General features: G+C 53.1%; 17 protein-coding genes and 3 pseudogenes. 6 read left to right on the top strand and 14 right to left on the bottom strand.

Annotation, left to right across the window (positions count from 1 at the left end; genetic code table 11):
• Positions 1-4: 4 nt before the first annotated feature.
• Positions 5-1,146, bottom strand: a protein-coding gene (locus tag IGS75_RS12610; RefSeq protein ID WP_202256546.1) for an IS3 family transposase whose coding sequence is annotated in 2 segments (ribosomal slippage) — positions 5-906 and positions 906-1,146 — 1,143 coding nt in all. Because the reading frame shifts where the segments join, the coding sequence is not laid out codon by codon here.
• A gap of 683 nt (positions 1,147-1,829) precedes the next feature.
• On the opposite strand from IGS75_RS12610, the gene IGS75_RS12605 reads away from it, so the two are divergent.
• The 3 genes from IGS75_RS12605 (at position 1,830) to IGS75_RS12595 (ending at position 3,989) form a co-directional block, all read left to right on the top strand.
• A complete protein-coding gene (locus IGS75_RS12605) occupies positions 1,830-2,216 on the top strand; it encodes a hypothetical protein (RefSeq protein ID WP_141354041.1) in 387 nt (128 codons plus the stop codon).
• A 195-nt stretch (positions 2,217-2,411) separates the two neighbouring features.
• Positions 2,412-3,197: a meso-2,3-butanediol dehydrogenase gene (locus tag IGS75_RS12600; RefSeq protein ID WP_202257043.1), complete on the top strand. Its 786-nt coding sequence runs from the start codon at positions 2,412-2,414 to the stop codon at positions 3,195-3,197.
• Positions 3,198-3,665: 468 nt separating this feature from the next.
• A complete protein-coding gene (locus tag IGS75_RS12595) occupies positions 3,666-3,989 on the top strand; it encodes a hypothetical protein (protein ID WP_202257041.1) in 324 nt (107 codons plus the stop codon).
• 221 nt (positions 3,990-4,210) lie between these two features.
• Here the strand turns inward: IGS75_RS12595 and IGS75_RS15880 are convergent.
• A pseudogene (locus IGS75_RS15880) lies at positions 4,211-4,880 on the bottom strand (transposase); the annotation flags it as partial.
• A gap of 121 nt (positions 4,881-5,001) precedes the next feature.
• Here IGS75_RS15880 and IGS75_RS12585 point away from each other — a divergent pair.
• A pseudogene (locus IGS75_RS12585) lies at positions 5,002-5,198 on the top strand (IS5/IS1182 family transposase); the annotation flags it as partial.
• A gap of 261 nt (positions 5,199-5,459) precedes the next feature.
• On the opposite strand, the gene IGS75_RS12580 reads toward IGS75_RS12585, so the two are convergent.
• Together IGS75_RS12580 and IGS75_RS12575 are read right to left on the bottom strand one after the other, a co-directional pair.
• Positions 5,460-6,593: a purine-nucleoside phosphorylase gene (locus IGS75_RS12580; protein WP_237468825.1), complete on the bottom strand. Its 1,134-nt coding sequence runs from the start codon at positions 6,591-6,593 to the stop codon at positions 5,460-5,462.
• A gap of 123 nt (positions 6,594-6,716) precedes the next feature.
• Positions 6,717-8,825, bottom strand: coding sequence for a TonB-dependent receptor (locus IGS75_RS12575; protein ID WP_202258601.1), 2,109 nt, complete (start codon positions 8,823-8,825; stop codon positions 6,717-6,719).
• Positions 8,826-9,280: 455 nt separating this feature from the next.
• Between IGS75_RS12575 and IGS75_RS12570 the strand changes: the two are divergent.
• A pseudogene (locus tag IGS75_RS12570) lies at positions 9,281-10,295 on the top strand (IS5 family transposase); the annotation flags it as partial.
• 188 nt (positions 10,296-10,483) lie between these two features.
• On the opposite strand, the gene IGS75_RS12565 reads toward IGS75_RS12570, so the two are convergent.
• Positions 10,484-11,377: a LysR family transcriptional regulator gene (locus IGS75_RS12565; RefSeq protein ID WP_141354255.1), complete on the bottom strand. Its 894-nt coding sequence runs from the start codon at positions 11,375-11,377 to the stop codon at positions 10,484-10,486.
• Positions 11,378-11,576: 199 nt separating this feature from the next.
• On the opposite strand from IGS75_RS12565, the gene metF reads away from it, so the two are divergent.
• The gene (metF, locus tag IGS75_RS12560) at positions 11,577-12,425 is read left to right on the top strand and encodes a methylenetetrahydrofolate reductase [NAD(P)H] (protein WP_237469089.1); all 849 of its coding nucleotides are present in this window, start codon (positions 11,577-11,579) and stop codon (positions 12,423-12,425) included.
• A gap of 238 nt (positions 12,426-12,663) precedes the next feature.
• Here the strand turns inward: metF and IGS75_RS12555 are convergent, their stop codons facing one another.
• The 9 genes from IGS75_RS12555 to IGS75_RS12515 form a co-directional block, all read right to left on the bottom strand.
• Complete coding sequence (locus tag IGS75_RS12555) at positions 12,664-13,692, bottom strand: methionine synthase (RefSeq protein ID WP_202257037.1); 1,029 nt, start codon at positions 13,690-13,692, stop codon at positions 12,664-12,666.
• Positions 13,693-13,719: 27 nt separating this feature from the next.
• The gene (locus IGS75_RS12550; protein ID WP_141354261.1) at positions 13,720-14,703 is read right to left on the bottom strand and encodes a DUF1852 domain-containing protein; all 984 of its coding nucleotides are present in this window, start codon (positions 14,701-14,703) and stop codon (positions 13,720-13,722) included.
• A gap of 257 nt (positions 14,704-14,960) precedes the next feature.
• Positions 14,961-17,174 carry a TonB-dependent siderophore receptor gene (locus tag IGS75_RS12545; RefSeq protein WP_202257035.1) on the bottom strand — a complete coding sequence of 738 codons (2,214 nt, stop codon included), beginning with the start codon at positions 17,172-17,174 and terminating at the stop codon, positions 14,961-14,963.
• A gap of 223 nt (positions 17,175-17,397) precedes the next feature.
• Positions 17,398-18,177 carry an AraC family transcriptional regulator gene (locus tag IGS75_RS12540; protein ID WP_141354264.1) on the bottom strand — a complete coding sequence of 260 codons (780 nt, stop codon included), beginning with the start codon at positions 18,175-18,177 and terminating at the stop codon, positions 17,398-17,400.
• A gap of 158 nt (positions 18,178-18,335) precedes the next feature.
• Positions 18,336-18,656, bottom strand: coding sequence for an antibiotic biosynthesis monooxygenase family protein (locus IGS75_RS12535; protein WP_141354266.1), 321 nt, complete (start codon positions 18,654-18,656; stop codon positions 18,336-18,338).
• A gap of 15 nt (positions 18,657-18,671) precedes the next feature.
• Positions 18,672-19,481 (bottom strand): ATP-binding cassette domain-containing protein, encoded by an 810-nt coding sequence (locus IGS75_RS12530; RefSeq protein ID WP_202257033.1) that lies wholly within the window; start codon positions 19,479-19,481, stop codon positions 18,672-18,674.
• Entirely contained in the window at positions 19,478-20,506 is a 1,029-nt protein-coding gene (locus IGS75_RS12525) for a FecCD family ABC transporter permease (protein ID WP_202257032.1), read from the bottom strand. The genes IGS75_RS12530 and IGS75_RS12525 overlap by 4 nt, the downstream gene beginning before the upstream one ends.
• Positions 20,503-21,435: a heme/hemin ABC transporter substrate-binding protein gene (locus IGS75_RS12520; RefSeq protein WP_237468823.1), complete on the bottom strand. Its 933-nt coding sequence runs from the start codon at positions 21,433-21,435 to the stop codon at positions 20,503-20,505. The genes IGS75_RS12525 and IGS75_RS12520 overlap by 4 nt, the downstream gene beginning before the upstream one ends.
• Positions 21,435-21,764: an antibiotic biosynthesis monooxygenase family protein gene (locus IGS75_RS12515; protein ID WP_141354272.1), complete on the bottom strand. Its 330-nt coding sequence runs from the start codon at positions 21,762-21,764 to the stop codon at positions 21,435-21,437. Before IGS75_RS12515 ends, IGS75_RS12520 begins: the two co-directional genes overlap by 1 nt.
• Between the last annotated feature and the right edge of the window lie 412 nt (positions 21,765-22,176).

The raw sequence follows: 22,176 nt of genomic DNA, 5'->3' as shown, positions 1-22,176 counted from the left end.
TTTTCTAGACGCCTTGAGCATTCAAAGTCTGCTGTTGTTCGAACTGCACGGGTGACAGCATCCCGTTCCTGACCTGCTTGCGCACCGGGTTATAGAACATTTCGATGTAGTCAAACACGTCCTGTCGTGCTTCCTGGCGCGTTTTGTAAGTTCGACGCCGGATGCGCTCGCGCTTGAGCGATGAGAAAAAACTTTCCGCTACAGCATTGTCGTGGCAATTGCCGCGGCGGCTCATCGAGTGTTCCAGATTGTGAGCCCGTATGAAGGCAGTCCAGTCCATACTGGTGAACTGACTGCCCTGATCGGAGTGGATCAGCACCCGGCTTTTGGGCTTTCGTCGCCATATGGCCATATGGAGCGCCTGCAGTACCACATCCGAGGTCTGGCGGCTCTGCATCGACCAGCCCACCACACGACGCGAATAGAGGTCGATTACGACTGCAAGGTAGGAAAACCCTTCCATGGTGCGGATGTAGGTGATGTCTGTGACCCACACCCTGTCGGGTGCCTCGACATCAAACTGCCGGGCCAGCGCGTTGTCGATGACCAGAGAGGGCCTGCCACTATGGCTACCTGGCCGCCGCCTGTAGCCAATCTGCGCTTTGATGCCCGCCAGTTTTGTCAGGCGTGCCACGCGGTTCGGACAGCAGGTCTCGCCCTGATCGAGCAGATCATCGTGCAGCTTACGGTAGCCATAAACCCTGCCACTGTCGTTCCAGGCCTGACGGATCAACGTGGTCTGTCGGGCATCCTCGCAAGCACGTCGGCTCAACGGCTCCTTCCGCCAGGCATAGTAGCCACTGGGCTGCACGGCCAGACAGCGGCACATCGCCCGAACTCCAAAACGATCACGATGCTCAGCAATGAAGGCGTATCTCACTTTGCATCCCTGGCGAAATACGCGGTGGCTTTTTTTAAGATGTCGCGCTCCTCGGTGACCCGGGCCAGTTCGCGCTTCAACTGCCGGATCTCGGCATCCTTGCCGGCATCGCCCGATACCACCTTCGCGAATTGCCGCTTCCACGCATACAGCGAATGTGTGCTGACCCCGAGCCGCTGCGAAACTTCCGCTACCGGATATCCCCGCTCGGTAATCTGCGCCACCGCATCACGCTTGAACTCATCACTGAAATTGGGCTTCCCCATCAACGCCTCCTGTCCTCATTTTTAGGAACCAAGGCGTCCAGAAATCTAGGGGCTACTCAGGCCTCCTATGGCGCAGTGCGCAATTTCAGAAGGTTCCAGCGTCCGGAGAGGCCGAAGCCTGTCCATCCGATCACCGACGAGGTGGAGCAATTCGTCGCTCTGCCATCGAACTCTCACACGTGCAGCAAGAAGAAGCATGGAGCAGTAGGAGGCCAAGCAACGAACAGTCGGAACTCAGTCAACCATCCAGAGCCGAATGAACAACCATCACTCGATGATAATTCGGTGTCCGAACACCGACAAAACATCGAATCACATGGGCCGATGGAGGAGGGAATAGGAAAGGTAATACACTCTTCGCTTCGCTCAGAGTGTGAGCGCGCGCCTAAGCCGAAATCGGAAAAGCCGAAACGGGCCTCTCGCCTCCCTGCCGACTGGCAGCCGACCCCCGAGCAGATCCAGTTCGCCCGGGACAACCGGGTCGATCCGGCCCGAACGGCCGAGGTTTTCCGCGACTACTGGCTCTGCGTGCCGGGCGCCAAGGGTTGCAAGGCTGGCTGGGACGCGACGTGGCGGAACTTGGTTCGGCGTGAGGACGGGATGCGAACTCCGACCCTCTCGAGCAAGGCGCAGCAAAGGGCCGACAACGGGAAATCCGGCGTGATGCTGGAGGGGTGCTGACCATGACAGAAATCGCAAAAATCTACCATAGTGCCATCGCCATCGCCGAAGCAAACCCGCCGCCGTTCGAGGGGATCAAGACCTGGTTGGTCAAGCTCGCGACGCTGGTCTCGAACGCCCCGTCCCATCCGGTGAAATCTGCGCGGCCTTCGCCGAGATTTGCTCGGACATCCCGGACGGTGTCTGGACGCAGGGAACCCGCATCGTATGGATCCGGCAGCCTGATCGCAACAGCTACCCCGTCGGATCGCGCTGACCTGCGCCGGGTGAACTCTACACCCACCTGCTCCCGTTTGCCGAAGCAATCTGCGCCGAAGTCACAAACCTCCGGGGCATCCTCGCCATGGCGGAACAGCCGTGTGAGCCGGAGCGTAAGCGCCCGGATGTGAAGGAACTGACTCGAGCAGGTACGCTTGCAGCAGCGGCGAGCTGCGAACCCAAAACAACATCCGGCGAGACGGAGAAGCGGGCGTGATCGACTTGTGCCTCTGGTATTCTCACCCCGAGGCGACCCGCTTTCCTATTGTGGCAACCATCCGGCACGGCGAGACTTTATTCTCCTGAACTTTGCAGGAGAAGCATTCATGTCCATCAAAGGATTATCGCGTTTCAAAGGTCAGAAGGTTCTCGTTACGGGCGCTGCCTCAGGAATTGGCCACGCCACCGCGGTCCGATTTCTCGATGAAGGCGCTCATGTGATCCTTGTTGATCGAGATAAGGCGAAACTCGATGACGTCATGAAAGCGCTGGATCCCAATTATGCTGTTCCGTCTTTGACTGACATCTCCTCTCCAGAACAAGTTGAATCTCTTCTCCATTTCGTGCAGCAGAAGTTCGGATCACTCGATATTCTGGTAAACAATGCCGGCGTGACGGCCATGGGAACCGTGCTGGACTGCGATCTGGCAACCTGGAGTACGGTTTGTGCAACCACCCTCACCGGCACTCTGAACGTCAGCCGAACATTTTTGCCTATGCTCATCAAAACGAAGGGCAACATCGTCAACACCGCCTCGGTTTCTGGGATGCGTGGAGACTGGAATACCGCCTACTACGATGTCGCCAAGGGGGGCGTGGTGAACCTGACCCGCGTGATGGCCATGGACCACGGCAAGAGTGGTGTGCGTGTTAACGCAATCTGCCCCGCTGTCACACGCACTGGCATGACGGCAGAGGCTGTTAAAGACGAAGCCTTCGTCAAAAGCGTTGAAGATCGCATACCGTTACAGCGTCTCGGTGAACCAGAAGATATGGCTGCAGCCATCACATTCTTAGCCAGCGCTGACGCAGCATTCATTACAGGCCTGATCATGCCCGTCGATGGTGGCGTGACCGCGTCCAACGGTCAGCCACCATTCCCGATGTCATAAGGCCGGTTCGCCCTCAGGCAGCGTGCAAGGATCTCGCGTTTTTAAAACACTGGAAAAGTTAGGAGGGCGTCATGCGCCTCATTCTTGCATTGCTGAATGCAGTATTTCTCACTGGCTGCGCTTGTCATTCACATACGCTACCGAAGCATGAAACGGCAGCCTGCATGAACTATCGGGCTATGATGACGGCACCGATGCCGCCAGACGCTATGCATCGGCTACAGGAAAAATGCGCGGCCTCACGGCAATAATGGAATTGAGGTTTACTAACTCCAACCCGGAGCAAAACCATGAGCTGTTTCGAAATTTTAGGACAGAGCGAGGTTGGACAGTAGGTCGAGGAAACACACCGTTGCCATTCCTTACTGGCAATTTAAGGGGGGGCATTTCAAGAATGAGGCGTCATACCGCGGGAAGATGTCTATGAGCCTTCGAATTGTAGCTTTGACCATTTTGGCTGGTAGTATCATGCCTTTGCCTCTCTTGGCTCAGGGCACAACCGTTTATAACGGCCAGACCTATACAACCCTTAGCACCGCAGCGCCGTCTTACAACGAAACCGAGCAAGGCGATCGGCGCGATGACGCAAAATCACACCACAGATGCGGGCCGCCTCCAGGCGGCTTCGGTCACAGGCCGCCGCCGGAAATGGACAAGGATGGTAATCGACCACCGCCGCCGCCTATGGACAGCAATGGCCGACCGCTACCACCACCGGACGGATGCCGCCCACCGCCACCGCCCGAAAATTCTTCAGGAAAATTCGAGGGATCGAACCAGTCTCCGAACTGAAGTCCCCTTAGGCTCAGGACCTATTGATTATGGAAACCTGATTCGGGTTCTGCGGGGAGACTGGAGATGATCGATCTGGAGGGATTGAAGAACCATTGGTTGATACGCTTGGCCTGTAATTTCTGGCATTTGGCGTTCTGTTTGACTGTTCTTTAGGTCGCTTTTGATCTGCGTTTTGAGCAGATCGAGGGCTGCCACCCGCTGGATAATGACACGCTCGCGCGTAGTCTGGCGCCATCGCTGGCAGCGGCATTTGTTGCCTTCCATTTCCGGATGAACCGAAACTTCCGGTCGATGTAAGCATGCGATTTATAGCCAAAGAACGGGATGGCGAGATCCGTTGTGGGGATCACCCCGTCATCCTGCCGTTTTGCTTTCGTGAATTTCAGTATCTAGCGCGCATGACGATCCTTATGCGACAGCTTTACCGGCTTGTCCTGCCAGCCTTCGGGGATACGTCCTGCCCTGAGATCCGATTTTTTCGCATTGGTATTGCGCTGCTTTGGAGCAGCGACCAGCGTTGCATCCAGCATCTGGCCGGACATCGGTAGATACCCGGCGCTGCATAGGGTGGTATCAAAACAATCAAACAGTCTTTCAGTGGCCCCGCCTGTGTCAGACGCTCGTGACGCAACCAGATTGTTTTGGCATCTACTACGTCCGTGCGTCGGACAGATTGTTCAGTTTCTGGAGCACCAAGATCTTGAACATCAGCACCGGATCAAATGGGGGGCGTCTGCCTGTACTCCCATCTGAATAGACCAAGTCCTGCTCCGGATCAGGGCGGAAGACTTCAAAATCCACAATCTGGAAAAAAGCGTTGAGTTGATAACCAAGCCCACTCAACCGGGCAAGCCGCTCGTCAACATCAAAGAAACCCGACTGCTTCATGATCCATGCCCAAATCAACTCGGGGAAATTGGAATCACAAAGAGAGACCCAAAACCAGAGAGTTTTTCGGACCCTCCATCTCGCGGGAAAGCGGCAAGACGATGGAACCATGCCATCAAGTGATCTTGCTATTCCATTCTTTGGCTATAAATCTCATATTTCCATTGGCCGGAAATTCCAGTTTATCCGAAAATGGAAAAAACGACACATGCCGCTGCCAGTGATGGTGCCAGACTGCGCGAAGGCCTGCTGGATAAAATCAATACGGCCTCAACCGTTTGGGCAGACACCGCCTATCGCTCGAAAGCCAATGCCGCTTCCTCTGCCTAGAGCGGATCAGGACCACAGCGTAGCTATCAAGCGGATAACGGCCCCCGACCTACTCACAACGCATATCAAAATGGACCCAAAGAACCGTCAATCGAGTCGACAAAAACCAATGGGTACTGAGCTTAGAAGCCTTGCGGAAAAGAACTCCTGATCTCTGATCAACGAAGAGCGAAAATTATCACCACGCCCCGTAACCAACACATCAAAACAAGACCGTATCAACCAACGGTCTTTGCCCGGAAAGCTCTTTTATTCGCGTGAGGGCCTCTCAGACGGAATGTGAGAGCGATAATGACTCCAATGCCGGATTAGTTCTGCAACAACAGGTGCTCCCGCTCGTTCATTGTTGTCAAAAGCAGCGACTTGTCCTGGCCCCTCATCACCCATGGATTGTATGAGAGATGTACCGGGTGAAGGCATGGTGAAATTGCTACCTGAGCGCAAAACCATAATGCGGTCGGCATCAATGTAACCTAAGCGAGATAGAAATCGCATCTCTATTTGATTGGTTTGGCTTTCTTCATTTGTCATCACGAACACCCCTTGATTTCTTGTCCATAGATGAACCCAGTCTTCAGCCCATTGATTTCTCTGTACTCCATGCCAATAACGTAGAGCTCCTAATGTTTCCCCCTCCAAAATCATCGGAGGCTTCTGAGCGTTTGGATATTTTTTCCATTTCGCGCGTCGCTCCATCAGTATTGGGTCGTCTCGTAGTGCAGTATTGCGACTAATCATATAAGCCCACCTCTCCAATCCTTGATTGAGTGGATATGCTTTTGTTAATTGTTGAGCGTCTGTTATTGATCCATAATGATTTGGATTATCAGGTAGTGTATTAGGTTTTTCTGCTCCAATTGCATAAAGACCGTATGGCCAACCTTTAGGGATCTCACGATCATCTATTTCCCTGAGCGCATCTCCATCAACAACCCAGCGCGCCCATGCTACACTGCCTACGGATGCTATATTGGGATTTACGCCAGAAATTCCTGTAAATATCCAGTAAGTCTGATGCAGATCAAAGTGTTTATCAAGTGCTAAAGCGCTCAGATCGATCAATCCATCTTTTAATACAATCCCATAAACTCCGTCTTTATTGCGTCGGAGGACCTGAGTTGATATTCCAGAAATGGGTACGCGTTTGTTTAAGCGTAAACGTTCAACCCAAAACTGATATTCTCCGGGAGCATCTCCAATATCGGCCCCGTTCTCCCAGCCTGATACAATTATTATTTTCGGGCATTCTTTTTTTTCTTTAGAATAGGATGTATTTCTGAAAATAATAATTGAAATTACACACAATAACAATAAAGTTGACATTTTGGATTTTTTACAAAAATTCTTAACTATTATTTTATTAATATTGTTGTATATGTTCATGTTAATCCTTATCAGTTTCTCGCAGCCAAAAAGATTTTGCACTCTTCACATGGTCGGACTTAAATCCGAAACCATGTGAACAGTAAAATTGCCGCTAGAAGGATAGCGGAATGATAGACGCTATTAAAAAGCCGTCGAAATCGTACCAGTCATACTGAAGCGCGGGACGAGGTAAAACTGTGCACCCGTACCGGTCGCGGAGAGGTTGCCATTCATTAGGCGAACCGCATTGATGTTGGTACCTACACCTTCGGCACCGCTACGGACGATAGACCCCGTGAGGTTGGTGAAATTCAAACGAATGGTAGGAGTTTTTGCAAAACCCAAGGGTTTAAAGTGATATCCCAGCGTAAGAGAATTAGTAATATACCCAGGAATTCTTTGATCCCCTGCCAAGGTTACAGACTGAGGCCCTGTATAGTGGAGAGTTGCATTGGAGAAAAATCCTTTATAAGTATAAGTAAGTCCAAGGTTTGCCATGGCATGTGGAGCCATGGGAGCTTGTCCTCCCTTGGTACGAAAAGAAGTTAGATTTCCATATACATCAGAGGCAGCAATATTTGTGTCCATTCGAGCATTTAGATACTCGAAAGAGACGTATGGACTGATACCATGATAGGGTTGAGCAGCTAGCATAATATCAAACCCCCGAATGGTTTGATTACCAGCGTTAACAACGCCACTTTCACCGTTACCTAAATAGGTGGAAAGAAGGCGGTTGGTGATATTGTAATTGAATAGATCAAGGTCAAGGTTAATGTACTTATCGTTATAACGATAACCCAAATCTTCTTTGATTGAATACTGATTTTTAGGCATCGTTCCAGAGGAGGCGCCGACAGATAGGGCAGATGGGCTAGGCTGACGGAAATCACCTTCAGCGTTAATATAAATTTGATGATGGCTATTAAAGCGATAACTAAGCGATAGATGCGGCAAGGGAGCGGTGATGTTCTCTCCATGGGCATTGCTGTGGGTGGCGGCAGACATTGTCCAGATATTCGACATTACGAATTTAAAGCCCGCATCAATCTGGAGCTTATCGTTGAAGTATTTTGCCTTATTTTGGATGAAGAGGGCGTGAGTTTCTGAACCAGAGTTGCTCCCGTAATTATTACGCGCGCCGTCGGAGTACACAGCATAATTTAAGTTGTCTGGATACGGGTTTACACCGTTGGCTTTGGTCGCACTAACAGGGAAATAGGCAATGGAGTTAGAATTTTGATACCAATATCCGAACGTTAATTGGTTATGGCGGTCGATATCATAGTTGCCTTGTGCAGTCACACCGACATTCATTGACAGGGTTTGGTTATAGTAACTGGTCAGAGGGGTTCCGGCTGCGACAGCTGTGCCATCCTTATAAGTGTACTCTCCTGCACTGGCTGTGCCATTAGGTCCACCATCCCAGCCACGTCCCCAGTTATAGTACGGTTTGAGGTCGAAGCTTAATTTGTCGTTAACAACAGCGTGCATGGGGGCTGTGAGGAAAATTTCATTCCAAATGTCAAGGTTATTCTTCCAGTAGTCATTATTCTTTGCATCGAAACCTGCAGTATGCCCATAGCTTTGCCCGGTATGCTTGAAGGTATAAAACTGAGAGGCCGTAGGATAATTGTTTACAACGGAATCTTCATTATTCCAGCTCAGAAAAAAACGAGCAAAAGATCCATTTTTCCAATCTTTACGCATGCCAAAGTCAAGATGACGCCGGTTATTGATACCTGCGCCTACCCAAGTCCGGGCATGAGTATTAGAAAAAGAAAGAAAGCTACGAACGCCGGTGTTGCCGATATCTCCGCTCTCAAGGCGCAGGAACTCGCGTGACAAGTTGTTAGTTCCGTAAGAAAAGTCAGTCATGCCGCCGAATTTGTGCGACGGATCATGTGTTACCTCGTTCATCACACCTCCGGCTGCAGCAGTCGCTGGTACGTCAACGGGGGTGGATCCGGGTAAAATACTAACGCTGTCGAGATTTTCGGAATCAATATCTTCGGTTAGATACGTAGCATTCTGAGCAGGTGCGCCGTCAATCAGCAGACCCATATCGCTATCTGTCAATCCGCGATTTTGTATTTGTCCTCCCTGAATACCTGATGTATCTGTAGTTGATACGCTGATGCTCGGCAGATTCTGTATGTAATCAAGAGCAGTGCCGGTTGGGCTTTTCATCTCAATATACTGTTTAGTAACTGTTTGAACTGCGTAGGGGGCTGTTTCCACACGCATCATACCGCCACCACGCAAATGGTGCGCGGAAACATTGACACTCTCATCAGATGTCGCAGAAATAGCCACGACAGGATGCTTGCGAATGACTGAATGAGAGCGAAAAGGTAACGGGATATGTGCTTGTGCTTCATGCAGGGAAGAGCGATGTCCATGAATTTCTTTTGCATCCGCATGATGAATACCTGTGAGGCATGTCATAGCGACAAGAATAGTTTTAGTTTTAGAGGTCTTCACAGGTTGTCCATATCTCGCCATTAGTTTTATCTCGGCAAGAAATAGCATATTATATCGTTCTGTGTGAGGAATATCATAGCAATCTGTGTCAAAAATTTGCCTGAGATCTGTCTCGCACAATTCATCATGTCGATGAGGAAGAGGCGAGTAGTTGAGGTGGGAGGATTAAAAAACCTTGAATTTAGGAGCTCTCTGCGTGATCGAGGAGGCTTGGCGATTGACTCGAAGCATTTTCCCGAACTGTGGATTTTGAGGCCTTCCGTCCTGATCTGGAGAAGGATCTGGCCTATTCAGACAGGATCAAAGGCGGCCGTCCCCCGTTCGATCCGGTGCTGATGTTCAAGATCCTGGTGATCCAGACGCTGAACAATCTCTCCGACGAGCGAACGGAATATCTGATCAACGACCGCCTGAGCTTTATGCGCTTCCTCGGTCTGGGACTTTCAGATCGGGTGCCCGATGCCAAAAGGGTCTGACTGTTTCGCGAACGTCTGGCCGAGGCTGGCGCCGTCCAGAAGCTGTTCGAGCGCTTTGACACCACCCTGCGGAACGTCGGTTATCTGCCGATGTCCGGCCAAATCCTGGATGCAACACTGGTGGTAGCGCCAAAGTATCACAATACCAACAGAGAGAAAGCCGATCTTCGGGCAGGACGGATCCCCTAAGGCTGGGAAGGCAAGCCGGTAAAGCTGTCCCACCAGGACAGGCACGCCCGCTGGCCGCTGAAGTTCACGAAGGTAAAGCGGCAGGAGGACGGGACGCTTCCGGCCACGGACCTCGCCATTCCATTCTTTGGCTATAAATCGCATGTTTCCATCGACCGGAAGTTCCGACTGATCCGAAAATGGAAGATAACGGATGCTGCTGCCAGTGATGGTGTCAGACTGCGCGAGGGCCTTCTGGATAAAACCAATACAGCCTCAACCGTTTGGGCAGACACCGCCTATCGCTCGAAAGCCGATGAGGACTTCATGGGCAAAGAGGGTTTCGTCTCGAAAGTTCACAAGAAAAAGCCGCATCTCAAGCCCATGCCCCGCCATATTCAGTGGTCCAATGCAGGGAAATCAGTGATCCGCTCGCGCGTCGAGCATGTCTTTGCCGATCAGAAATCGCAAACCAGGTTGTTCGTCCAGATAATCGGCGTTGCGTGAGCTATCATGAGGATCGGCTGGCCAATATCGTCTCCAACATGCGCTGATTCTCTTCCTGAAGCGGATCAGAGCGATCAAGTATTGATCTTGCTCATGAGAACTCTATATTTGCGATAAACGGAGAGCGAAAACCATCTCCAGGAAGTAGTACGGAAAATTAAAAATCAGGATAAACAAGCTACTATAAAATCAATTGACATATAAGCTTTCAAAAGGGTTAATCATATATGTCATTTTAAAAATATTGTATCCATTTTTCAGTAAAAATATTTACTAATATTTATGATCAGCAGCAAATTCTATGAAATTTGTGAGATACTGAACATCAGCATCAGTTTCACGACGCCCTAGAAAGATCTGCTTGGCAATTCCATTTTCGCCCAATCTGACAGAATGCAGGTCAAAGCGTGAGGCATATTCATCCACCAGCCATCGGGGAAGTGCCGCAACTCCCCGTCCATGTGCCACCATGACTAACATGATATCCGTCGTCTCGATCTGTTTTTGTTGACGAGGTGCAATACCGGCTGGTTGAAGAAACTGGGTATAGATGTCTAGCCGTTCCGAGGGCACGGGATAGGTGATGAGAGTTTCATCGGCAAGCTGCTCAGGCGTGACGCAATCGATGCCATACAATCTATGACCACTTCCCACGACCAGAACCAGTTCATAATCAAAGACTGGCGTGAAGTTCAGGCCTGGCTTGTGAAGCGGGTCAGGCGTTACGAGAATATCAATCTCGTTGCTCAGGATCGCCCCGATACCGCCGAACTGAAATTTCTGCCGGACATCGACATCCACTTTCGGCCAGAGCTCGAGATAGGGCGAGACGACGTTGAGAAGCCACTGATAGCAGGGATGACATTCCATCCCGATCCTCAAAGTACCACGCTCACCATTCGCAAACTGCTCCAACCGCTCTTCAGCCAGAGAAAACTGCGGTAACAGCCGGTTCGCAAGAGATAACAACCACTGGCCAGCCTGCGTCAGGATCAGAGACCGGCCTTCGCGCCGCCAGATCTTCACGCCGAGTTGCATCTCGATCTTGCGAACGGCATGGCTGAGAGCGGGTTGGGTCAGATTCAATCTCAAGCTGGCCGCTGTTAGTGAGCCTTCCCGAGCAACTTCCTGAATAATCATCAGATGATTCCGTTGCAGAACGCTCATATCTCATCGCCTGTATGCATTAAATTAATATATTCATGAAAACATATCATTTATATTCATTATTATAAAGCTCTAGTTGAAATCATCTGAACGTCGGTCATCCCCCCTCACCGATCTGATGCAGTTGATTATGAATGCGAATTTGAAACACCTTTTTTCCGGGAAACTGGCGGAGCATCCGTTATTCTGTCATTCTGGCATGCCTGTTCCGGTTCTCTCTTTCGAAGTCGTTCCCTCAAGGACAAACGCGATGGAGCAGCGTTTGTGGCAGTGCGTCCGCCGTCTAGAGCCTCTCTCTCCTCGCTTTGTTTCGGTGACCTACGGGGCGGGTGGCACGATGCAGGCGCGAACACAGGAGACAGCCCTGCGCCTAAAACAGGAGACAACGCTCGCCCCTGCTGCCCATCTGACGTGTATTGGCGCAACCCGCGAAGAAATCGATGATATTGCCCGCACCTACTGGCAGGCCGGTGTTAGGCATCTCGTGGCTCTGCGTGGCGATGCGCCCGCGGGAACCGACTATACACAGCATCCTGGTGGTTATGCCTATGCCAGCGATCTTGTTGCTGGCCTGCGTCGCATTGCTGACTTTGAAATCTCGGTTGCCGCCTACCCTGAAACACATCCTACGGCTCTGAGCCCACAAGCCGATTTAGACAATCTCAAGCGCAAGATCGATGCAGGCGCCAGTCGGGCCATTACCCAGTATTTCTTTGAGGCTTCAACCTATCTACGTTTTCTGGATCGCTGTCTGGCGGCCGGTATCACTGCTCCGATCGTTCCCGGTATTATGCCAGTGTCAAACTATAACCAGATTGTACGTTTCTCGGCACTGTGCGGGGTTACGGTACCGACCTGGGTTACGCACCTATTTGAAGGAACGGCGAAGAACCCGGAACTCTGTCGTATCGTGGCCTGTGTCATAGCGGCAGAACAGGTTCGCGCTCTACAGTCCCATGGAATCAACGAATTCCATTTCTCTACGCTGAACCGTCCTGATCTGACCTGCGCGATTGCGCATATTTTGGGGGTGCGCCCAGGCAGTTAGATAGCTTCATGAAGAAGAAAAATCGAAAATCACAGAGGGGGTAACAATGTTTAATGAAACGCAGGCTGGAGGGTCTTCTACCAGTGCCCTGCCCTCGACAGACGAAGCCGGGAATGAACAGGAAATGTCGTCCCTGACATGCTCAGCCCCAGAGATCACTGACTTTGATGGGGAAGATGAACCTGGATGTCCATGCTGTACGCTTCCCTGGTTCCGCTGAACCAGGGAAGCGCTAGGATCACGCTGAAAGTTCTTTGCGCACGATTTCTGCACCTGCACCCAGAGCATTCAGCTTTCCGCGTGCGATACGACGCGACAGAGGCGCCATGCCGCAGTTGGTAGAAGGATACAGCTTGTCAGCATCCACGAACTGCAGGGCCTTGCGGAGCGTGCTGGCGACGTCTTCTGGCGTTTCAATGGTATTGGTCGCCACATCAATGGCACCCACCATCACCTTTTTGCCGCGCACAAGCTCAATGAGATCCATTGGAACACGGGAATTCTGGCATTCCAATGAGATCAGATCGATGCTGGATTTCTGCAGCTTCGGAAAGATTTCCTCATACTGTCGCCATTCTGCTCCCAGCGCATTTTTCCAGTCGATATTGGCTTTAATGCCGTACCCGTAACAGATATGGACCGCCGTTTCGCATTTCAGCCCTTCAACGGCTTTCTCCAAAGTGGCAATACCCCAGTCATTGACCTCATCAAAAAAGACGTTAAAGGCCGGCTCATCAAACTGGATGATATCGACGCCGGCAGCCTCCAGTTCCCTGGCTTCCTGATTGAGGATCTTTGCGAATTCCCAGGCCAGCTTTTCACGGCTTTTGTAATGACCATCGTAGAGCGTATCAATCATCGTCATGGGGCCCGGGAGCGCCCATTTAATCGGTTTTTTCGTCAGTGCCCGCAGATACTTCGCATCTTCAACAAAGACGGGCTTTTCACGGGTCACGGCACCCACGACTGACGGCACACTCGCATCGTAACGATTGCGGATCTTAACCGTCTGACGGTTCTCGAAGTCAACGCCGCTAAGATGTTCAATGAATGTCGTGACGAAGTGCTGACGTGTCTGTTCGCCATCGCTGACGATATCAATACCGGCACGATCCTGGCCGTCCAGCGTCAGACGCAACGCATCCTGTTTGCCTTCGATCAGTTCCTCGCCCTGTAATTTCCAAGGGGACCATAGTGTTTCAGGCTTTGCCAGCCAGGATGGTTTGGGCAGGCTGCCGGCCGTTGAGGTGGGAAGCAATGTTTTCATGACAGATAACCTTGTATTCTGGGGTGTTCAAACGGCGTACTGGGCAGACCACTGCTCAAGAACGTCCTGATACGGCTTGATAAAGCTCTCTTCCGTAAACTTGCCCTGCGCGATCGCCAGCTGGCTGCGCTCCTCGCGGTCGTAGATAATCCGGGTTACCGAATGATCCTGATGCTTCAGGCTCGGCTGATAGCAGTCGGCCGCCGGAGAATTCGAATTGTAGATTTCAGGACGGTAGATCTTCTGAAAAGATTCCATCGTGCTGATGGTGCTGATGAGTTCCATATTGGAATAATCGGAGAGCAGATCGCCGAAGAAATAGAAGGCCAGAGGCGCGGACGCATTCTCAGGCATGAAATACCTGACCTTCATACCCATTTTCCCGAAGTACTGGTCTGTCAGCGAAAATTCCCGCTGCTCGTATTCGACGCCCAGCACCGGATGATGATTTCTGGTTCTGTAATAAGTCCTGTTGCTTGAAACGCTCAGGCAAATTACGGGCATCTTTTTGAAATGAGCCTTGTAGCACTCTGAATTAATAAAGTGCTTGAACAGGTTACCATGTAGATCACCGAAACGCTCAGGCGTTCTGAATTCTGACAGATCTTTATTGTGATTTAACAGCAGGACACTAAAATCATAGTCGCGGACGTAGGATGAAAAATTATTCCCGACAATTCCCGGGATGCGTTTGTCGTCTTTTCTGTCAAAGATAGAGGTGTTCAGTACCTCTATCAGAGGAAAGCTCTCATTTTCTCCCTCGGATTTGATAGTCATTTCAGCAGAAATGATATCAACCCCCACGGAATAACGGTCTCCGTTGGGGTTGTCCCAATGTGCCAGAGAATTGAAACGGTTATCAATCATGCGCAGAACGTTCTGCAGGTTTCCCTGCCGGTGTTCCCCACGTGCAAGATTGGCAAAATTGGTCGTCAGGCGCGTGCTGTCTGAGGGTGTGTAATCTTCATTGAATGGGATTTTTTTGATATTGAATGTAAATTCAACCGACATGATAGATACTGCCTAAATTACTGAAGATCCCCAATTATTCCCTTTTTTATTCAGGAATGTTTCTTCAGTTTGCGTTTCAGAGCGATGCAAAATCTTATGCCTGAGAGGTTTGTTGAATAAAAATGATTTTATTTCATTTGAGTATGAATTTCATTCATGAATGAAACAGTGCTTCGTGATCAGACAGTGATATGACCGTGCGGCTCACACATGAACCGCAGGGCCTGTTCCCGCATTCCTTCAGGAAGTCATGAAGATTACCAGCTGTATCCTATGCTGGCCTGAGCGTTCCGGCGCTCTCCGTAGTAACAGTACTGCCCGTCTGCACCATAGGCGAAGCAGTTTGCAATATAGTTCCTGTCAAACAGGTTCCTGACACTGGCAGAAACCTTCCAGCCATGCAGGGAATGAGACATGTTGTTCAGGTCATAAGCGATTGAGGCATCAAACAGGGCATATTGCGGGAGCCAGACGCTGCCATAGGTCGCTTCGCCACCATAGGTCTTATTGGAATACCGCATACCGCCGCCAAAACCGAACCCTTTGAATAGCCCGGACGGCATTGTGTAAAAGGCGAACAGGGACGCATTTCCCTTGCCGGACTGGATCAGCGGCTTACCGGTGGAGTCATCCTTGACCTTCTGGAAGCTGACCGCTGCCGTGACCATCAAATTGTGGAACGGCTGGGCATGTGCCTCAAACTCGAAGCCATCCGAATGAACCAGGCCGCTTTGCAGGCTGTATCCCGTATTGGCAACGGAAACGAGGACGTTGCTCTGCTCGATATGAAAACCCGCTGCTGTAAAAAGGACTGACGTCCCTGGGATCTGGTATTTCAGACCGCCTTCAAGCTGCTTACCAATGGACGGATGGGCCTGTCGCAGCGTTGCACCACCATCATTGGAGACCGTGCCCGATTGCGGCTGAAAGGATGTTGAGTAGCTGATATAGGGTGAGAGACCGAAATCGAAATGATACAGTCCTGAAGCGCGCCAGGTCACCTGACTTGCCGTTTGCCGGTCATTGGACTGCTCGAAATATTCGGTCTGATTAGAACGATACCAGTCATTGCGGATGCTGCCTGTCAGAAACAGTCGCTTCCAGCGGATCTCGTCCTGTCCATAAGCGCCGATCTGATGGGATTTTGTGACGTAACGCAGATAGGGTGTCAGGTCGGGAATGGCCATGTGATAGTCGGGATGCAGCACATCCAGATCCGGCGCATCGCCATAGGCTTCCGTATCGTCCGCCTTCTGCTGCATGTAATCAAAACCAAACATCAGCGCGTGACGCAGCGGCCCCGTGCGGACCTTTCCCTTGAATTGGCTGTCAAATGCCAGATTATAGGTATGTTCCTGCGTGCCATAGGCGGAACGCGAGAGCATCTGGCCGCTGGTGCCGTCATCGCTGTCGTAATACCCGTTGTCATAGACACTCCGGTACACCGTTCGGATGTCGTCATAACGGCCACGCGTGCTGAAGCTCCAGTCGTCGTTGAAGCGGTGGTTCAGGATATAGGTAATAGCTCCCTGCTTGCGGTTGAATTTTTCCGCGGAGACATCGCCATCATAAAAATTGCGTGGCAGATAGCCGTAGGACGCACGCTTGAGAGAGCCGATGAGCGGGACCCCACCATAGGAACCGTTCTCCGGATCATACTGGTAGTTCCCGAGCAGTGTCAGGGTTGTCGGACCGTCCCCGCCGAACGTGAAGGACGGACTAATGCTGAAACGCCGACTTCCGGTTCTACTCAACTGCGTGTGCTGCCCATTGATGGTGCCGTATACACGATAACGAACCATTCCATCATCCGTCGCAAAGCCCCCTACATCCGCATCGACACGATAGAGATCGAACATACCGCCCGTCGCATTTACGCCACCATAGAACCGCTGGTCTGTTGGCAGCTTGCTGGACATGGCCGTAAGGCCACCAGGGCTGGACTGGCCGTAAAGCGCGGATGCCGGCCCCTTCAGAAGCTCGACGCGATCCAGGCGGAACGTGTCAGTCTGTGCCACTGCGAAACCTGTTGGACTGTCCTGAAATTTCAGACCATCCAGAAAAGTCGGAACTGTGAAGCCACGCAGATCGAAAAGATCGTAGCGCGTCCCTTCTCCGCCGCGTGTGTCTGCAGTTACGCCCGCGGCATACCGAACAGCCTGATTGAGGGTCAGCACACCGCGAGCATCCATTTCGTCACGGGTAATTACCGTTACCGACTGGGCCGTCTCGATCAGAGGCGTGTTCGACTTGGTTGCGGAGGACGCAACGGTCGAAGCCAGATGCCCGCGAACTCTGATCCGTTCGGCGTCTTTTGCATGTGTTTCCACGGATTTGTGTGCGACGTGACCAATTGCTGTTTTTCTAGCGTTCCGGTCCGTGTCAGCTTTTCTGTCCTGATCGGCAGAAAACGCTGTATCGCTCAGAACGATCGATAAAAGCGCCGTGTAGATGATCCTGTTACGCTGCATACCCCACCCATGTGTCGTTACCGGCTTCTGCACCCAGAGGGTCGGCGGTCCGCCTTTTTATTGAGAATGACTCTTAGTTGCGCTCCTAAGCACATTCGCAGGGCTCATCAACCGACGCGACGAGCATTGGCCCGAACGCGAACAAAGTCTGCCTGATCGCCGAGAACGGAAGTCGCCGTGTTGTCGTCTGGATGGGGGATTGAGGCTGAGAAAAAACTGCCGGTTACAGCGATGGTGTCAGCGTACCTGAGCGCACCATGCGGGGTGAGACGCCAAAGGTCCGATGGAACATCGTGCTGAAGCTGCTGGCGTTCTCGTAACCGAGCTCGAATGCGACTTCAGAAATCGACTGCCCTGCGGCAATGCGGGAAGCTGCCTCAACCACCCGGACACGTCGGCGCCAGGCGGCAAACCCCATGCCCATTTCCTGCTGGAAAAGTCGGGTAAAGGTCCGCCGAGCCATGCCTGCTTCCCGCGCCCAGTGGTCGATGTCGTGGCAGTCTCCGGGCTGGGCGGCAATCGCTTCACACACGCGAAGCAGGCGTGGATCGGAAGGAAACAGCAAGCGATCCGCAATCGGAGGCGCACGCCTGATTTCACCGACAAGAAGCTGCGCAATGGACGTCATGCGCTCATCCATGGAGAACTCGTATCGCATCGCGATAATCTCATCCACGAGCCCCCGCATAAGGGATGAGGCATCGAACATTTTGCACGGAAGGTCTTCGGCCTCCGGCAGTTTCGGATCAACGTAAATGACCTGAAATATCAGGTCGGTCCGGCAGATTGCCTGATGAAGCGTGTTGGCAGGGATCCACATCCCCTGCCCTGGCCCAAGTATGAAACTGCGTCCCAGCGTACTGATGGTCACTGTTCCGCCCAGGAATAGCGAGAGCTGGGAGCGGTCATGCGTGTGATACTCGTCGACGAAACCGCCCAGATAACGGTCTGTAAACCCCACAACCGGCGGCGGACGGTCCGGCAGATCGGCCGTCCGCTTCATAGTGCGATGACCCCGTTCATGCTTCTTCAAAAGAGATCCCGCAAAATGATCCTGCCCTATGTTTCGTCTGCATCAAGACATCAGAATGATGCGTCATAGAACATTGGCGGATATTCCGCGTTCATTTTTTTGAAGAATCTAAGTGGGAATGCGGCCTTTCAGGCCGGGACGTTCTGAAGGACCATAAAGCCTTCAAAAACAGGGGATCCCACCATCAGCGTTCGTCCCTGCCCAGCGCCTGTATGTGCCTGCCGAAACTGTTCGGACTGGGTCCATCCTACGAAGGCATCATGGGAGTCCCAGACTGTGTGTGATGCATAAAGCGTCAGACCATCCTGCGTCGGGCCTTTCAGGAACTGGAAACTGACGAACCCGGGCACCGTCTTCAGGAGGATTTCCCGCTCCAGCCAGCGTTTTTCAAAGGATTCCGCGTTCTCCTGTGACACCCGGAAACGGTTCATCGCAATATACTGGTGCATCTGTCTTCTCTTTCATCAGTTGAAAATAATATCGTGCGGCAAGATGTAGGGCTTGCCCGTTCGTTCATGGATTTGGACGCGCCCCTCTTCCAGCCCGAACACCGTCCGGGCCAGAGTGTCTGTCAAAACGTCCTGTGGTGGTCCCTGCGCATGAATGGTGCCCTGCTGCACGACTACGATCCTGTCGGCACAGGCCACGGCCCAGTTGAGGTCATGCAGGACCAGCACGACCCCGCCTCCCTTCCCGGCATGCGCGCGGGCAAGATCAAGGACCAGATGCTGACGGGCCGGATCTTGCGCAGAAATTGGCTCGTCAAGCAGCAGAAATCCCGGTGCACCCCCCTTGTTCGACACCGCGGCCTCAAGCTGCATTAGGACCCGGGCCAGATGGGCGCGCTGGCGCTCGCCACCGGAAAGATCCATGACATCGCGATCCGCAAAGTGCTTCAGCCCGATACGACCGAGAAGGTCTTCCGCCAACACTGTGCGCTCCTGACCGGTCAGACGTGGCGCCGAGACACGCGCCCCCATCACAACGAGATCCCGCAATGTGAAACGTGCCCGCAGAACTGTCTCCTGTGTCAGCATGGACCGCATCGCAGCGAGGCGTTCCGGAGCAAGGTGGTTCAACTCCGTACCCTGCAACGTCACCGTTCCACTGGTCGGCGACAGTAATCCGCTGGCAATCCGGAGCAGCGTGCTTTTTCCCGCCCCGTTAGGCCCGACAATGGCCGTAACCTGCCCCGCTTCAAAGCGAAGCGACGTCCCGTGCAGGATCGTTTTACCACCCGCGTGCCAGACGACATCCTGAAGAGAAAGGCTCATGAGACCACCTCGCGTCTGTGGGAGCCAGACAGAAGCCAGACGAAGACCGGCGTTCCCAGAACCGCTGTCACGATCCCCACAGGAACGTCTGAAGGGGTGGCAATCACGCGCGCCAGCGTATCGGCCACGATCATGAGGCTTGCCCCTAAAAGCGCACTTCCAGGCAAAACGAGGCGATGATCCGGGCCCGTCACCAGCCTGACAAGATGTGGCACGATGACGCCCACGAACCCGATCGCTCCCACGAAGGATACGGTTGGACCGACAGCGCAGGCCACTGCCACCATGGCCAGACGCTTGATCCGCTCGACCGGATACCCGATCAGGCGGGCATCGCTCTCGCCCAGTAGCAGGGCATTGAGCGGCGTGGCCAGGCGTGTCGTCACCGCAGCCGCAACGCACAGGAACGGACATAACAGCCCGATGCGGGACCATGTCACGCCGGCGAAGCTGCCCATGGTCCAGAATGTCAGGTCACGCAGGGCAGTATCGTTGGCCCGGAAAATGAGAATGCCCGTCAACGCACCGGAGAATGCCCCGAGCGCCACGCCCGCCAGAAGGATGGTACTTACGGAGGTCACGCCACCGCGCGTCGCAAACAGATACAGCAGATAGGCCGCGGCAAAGCTGCCACACATCCCCGCAGCAGGAATGGCCCAGACACCCCATGAACCTGAAGTAAGCCATGCCTCCCCCAGCACGATCATGCAGGCCGTCGCCAGTGCCGCCCCGGATGACACGCCAATCAGCCCCGGATCGGCCAGGGGATTACGGAAAAGCCCCTGCATGATCGCTCCGGCAACTGCCAGCGCTGCCCCGGTCAGGCCCGACATCACCACCCGTGGCCCGCGGATGCGAAGCAGCACGATCCGGTCTGCCCGGATGTCAGGATCCGTCACTCCATGCCACAGAGCCGACAGATGCACGCCGGTGGCTCCGATATTCAGGGCCGTGATTATGGCCAGCAGCAGCAATGGCATGAGAGCGACCAAAAAGATCAGGGCCTGACGCCGGGATGATATCATACGGGATGACCCGCCGTTTCAATCAGGCGCGCCAGATCAAGCGCAGCCTGTGGCGTGCGGGGCCCAAATCCAAGTAGACGCTCCCCCTCCATGGCAATGATCGCCCGCTTCTTACCTGCAGGCGTTAACTGGAACCCCGGATCAGCCAGAAGCTCATCCCGGATCGCATCCCCACTCTGTTGCATCGTCAGGATTACATCCGGGCAGAGTGCGACAAGGTTTTCCTGATCTACGATCTTATAGCCCTGCATGGCTGCTCCGGCATTGATCGCACCGGCAAGACCGATTACAGCATCTGCAGCCGTTCCCGCCCCTGCGGCCATGGGGCGGTTGTTTGTCATGCGCATCACGAACAGTACGCGCCGCCTCTGTGGATGGGCGTCACGCCATAAGGCCAGCTTTTGGAACTGGTCCGAAATCGTGGTGCAAAGATGCTCCCCTGCAGCTTCTGCTCCAACGATTTCGGCCAGAAAACGGGTGCGTCCCTCAATCGCTTCCGGCGAATGCGTTGCATCCACGAACACAACCGGAACACCCGAAGCTGCAAGCTGATCCATCGCAGCGGCAGGGCCGGAATCATTCATGGCCAGGATCAGATCCGGCCTGAGAGACAGAACACCTTCAGCGGAAATCGCCCGCATATAGCCCAGATTTTTCTTTTCCCGCTGTGCCTGCTCTGGCCATGTAGACGTCAGATCAACGCCAATGATGTTCCGCGAGCGCCCAAACGCATAAAGCGTTTCCGTAATAGTACCGCCGATGCAGGCAATGCGCTGTGCCGCCGGGATCACAACACGACGACCGCGGCAGTCCGTTATCGTCCGCACAGAGGCTGCCTCTCCTGTTTTGGGCAGGAGACCTGCTGTCACGCTCATGGCGATCAGGGACAGCCCCAGCCATCGACGGGAAAGAGCAGAATCCTGCTTCATCACGCGGCCTGCTCCATCCCTTCGACCGTCCGGAGCACCTCATAGGCACTGCACTCCCGTCGCCCTATCGTCAGGGGTTCGCCCTTGCCAGCGTCCTTATGCGCGGTCTGGAACAGGTCCGATCCACGCCATACCTCGAAGGCCTCGCGCGACGTCCAGGACGCATGTGATGCGTAAGCTACATGGTCGAAATCAGCCTCGCCTTTCAGGAACTGGATCATGAGGAAGCCCGGGACAGTGTTGAGAAGCACCTCCCGATCTAACCAGCGGCGCCGGAAGTCGGCTTCACGGTCCAGCCGCACTTTGAAACGGTTCACAACAACGAACATCTGGCTCTCTTCGCGTCCGGAATTCCACAATTTTTCGGCGGATACAGAGGAATGGTCCCATCCGATATGACAGTGCTGCCATAAATGAAAATAAGAATCAATCGCATCTTATTGACAGGAGTTTTGCTTTCGCATTTTGTTGCGACAGATTCTCAACAAGGACGTACTCACATGCCTTCTCGCCAGCGCAAAATTTCCTGCCGACGTCAGCTTCTCCTCACCTCTGCTCTTGTCCTGATAGGCTCTGGAGGCCTCGGACGTTTATATGCACAGGATATGACACCCCAGACTGTGCTCCCCGACACACAAGAAAAGAAACCTGTGGCTGTCACGTCCCGAACGTCGTCTGCCCTGCAGAACGCTCCCATCGCTCTGGCCCCTGTCCGCGTACATGGGCAGACCGGAAAGGGAG

It is taken from the genome of Gluconobacter sphaericus, assembly GCF_016757795.1.
GTDB classification, from domain to species: Bacteria; Pseudomonadota; Alphaproteobacteria; order Acetobacterales; family Acetobacteraceae; genus Gluconobacter; species Gluconobacter sphaericus.
This window is presented reverse-complemented; position numbering and strand designations above follow the sequence as displayed.

Coding starts and splice junctions, on each gene's coding strand:
- IGS75_RS12605 (WP_141354041.1), top strand. CDS start 1,830: ATGACAGAAATCGCAAAAATCTACCATAGTGCCATCGCCATCGCCGAA.
- IGS75_RS12580 (WP_237468825.1), bottom strand. CDS start 6,593: ATGAACATATACAACAATATTAATAAAATAATAGTTAAGAATTTTTGT.
- IGS75_RS12565 (WP_141354255.1), bottom strand. CDS start 11,377: ATGAGCGTTCTGCAACGGAATCATCTGATGATTATTCAGGAAGTTGCT.
- IGS75_RS12530 (WP_202257033.1), bottom strand. CDS start 19,481: ATGAGCCTTTCTCTTCAGGATGTCGTCTGGCACGCGGGTGGTAAAACG.
- IGS75_RS12525 (WP_202257032.1), bottom strand. CDS start 20,506: ATGATATCATCCCGGCGTCAGGCCCTGATCTTTTTGGTCGCTCTCATG.
- IGS75_RS12555 (WP_202257037.1), bottom strand. CDS start 13,692: ATGAAAACATTGCTTCCCACCTCAACGGCCGGCAGCCTGCCCAAACCA.
- IGS75_RS12515 (WP_141354272.1), bottom strand. CDS start 21,764: ATGTTCGTTGTTGTGAACCGTTTCAAAGTGCGGCTGGACCGTGAAGCC.
- IGS75_RS12520 (WP_237468823.1), bottom strand. CDS start 21,435: ATGAAGCAGGATTCTGCTCTTTCCCGTCGATGGCTGGGGCTGTCCCTG.
- metF (WP_237469089.1), top strand. CDS start 11,577: ATGCCTGTTCCGGTTCTCTCTTTCGAAGTCGTTCCCTCAAGGACAAAC.
- IGS75_RS12550 (WP_141354261.1), bottom strand. CDS start 14,703: ATGTCGGTTGAATTTACATTCAATATCAAAAAAATCCCATTCAATGAA.
- IGS75_RS12540 (WP_141354264.1), bottom strand. CDS start 18,177: ATGAAGCGGACGGCCGATCTGCCGGACCGTCCGCCGCCGGTTGTGGGG.
- IGS75_RS12575 (WP_202258601.1), bottom strand. CDS start 8,825: ATGATGCGTGTGGAAACAGCCCCCTACGCAGTTCAAACAGTTACTAAA.
- IGS75_RS12600 (WP_202257043.1), top strand. CDS start 2,412: ATGTCCATCAAAGGATTATCGCGTTTCAAAGGTCAGAAGGTTCTCGTT.
- IGS75_RS12545 (WP_202257035.1), bottom strand. CDS start 17,174: ATGCAGCGTAACAGGATCATCTACACGGCGCTTTTATCGATCGTTCTG.
- IGS75_RS12595 (WP_202257041.1), top strand. CDS start 3,666: ATGCCTTTGCCTCTCTTGGCTCAGGGCACAACCGTTTATAACGGCCAG.
- IGS75_RS12535 (WP_141354266.1), bottom strand. CDS start 18,656: ATGCACCAGTATATTGCGATGAACCGTTTCCGGGTGTCACAGGAGAAC.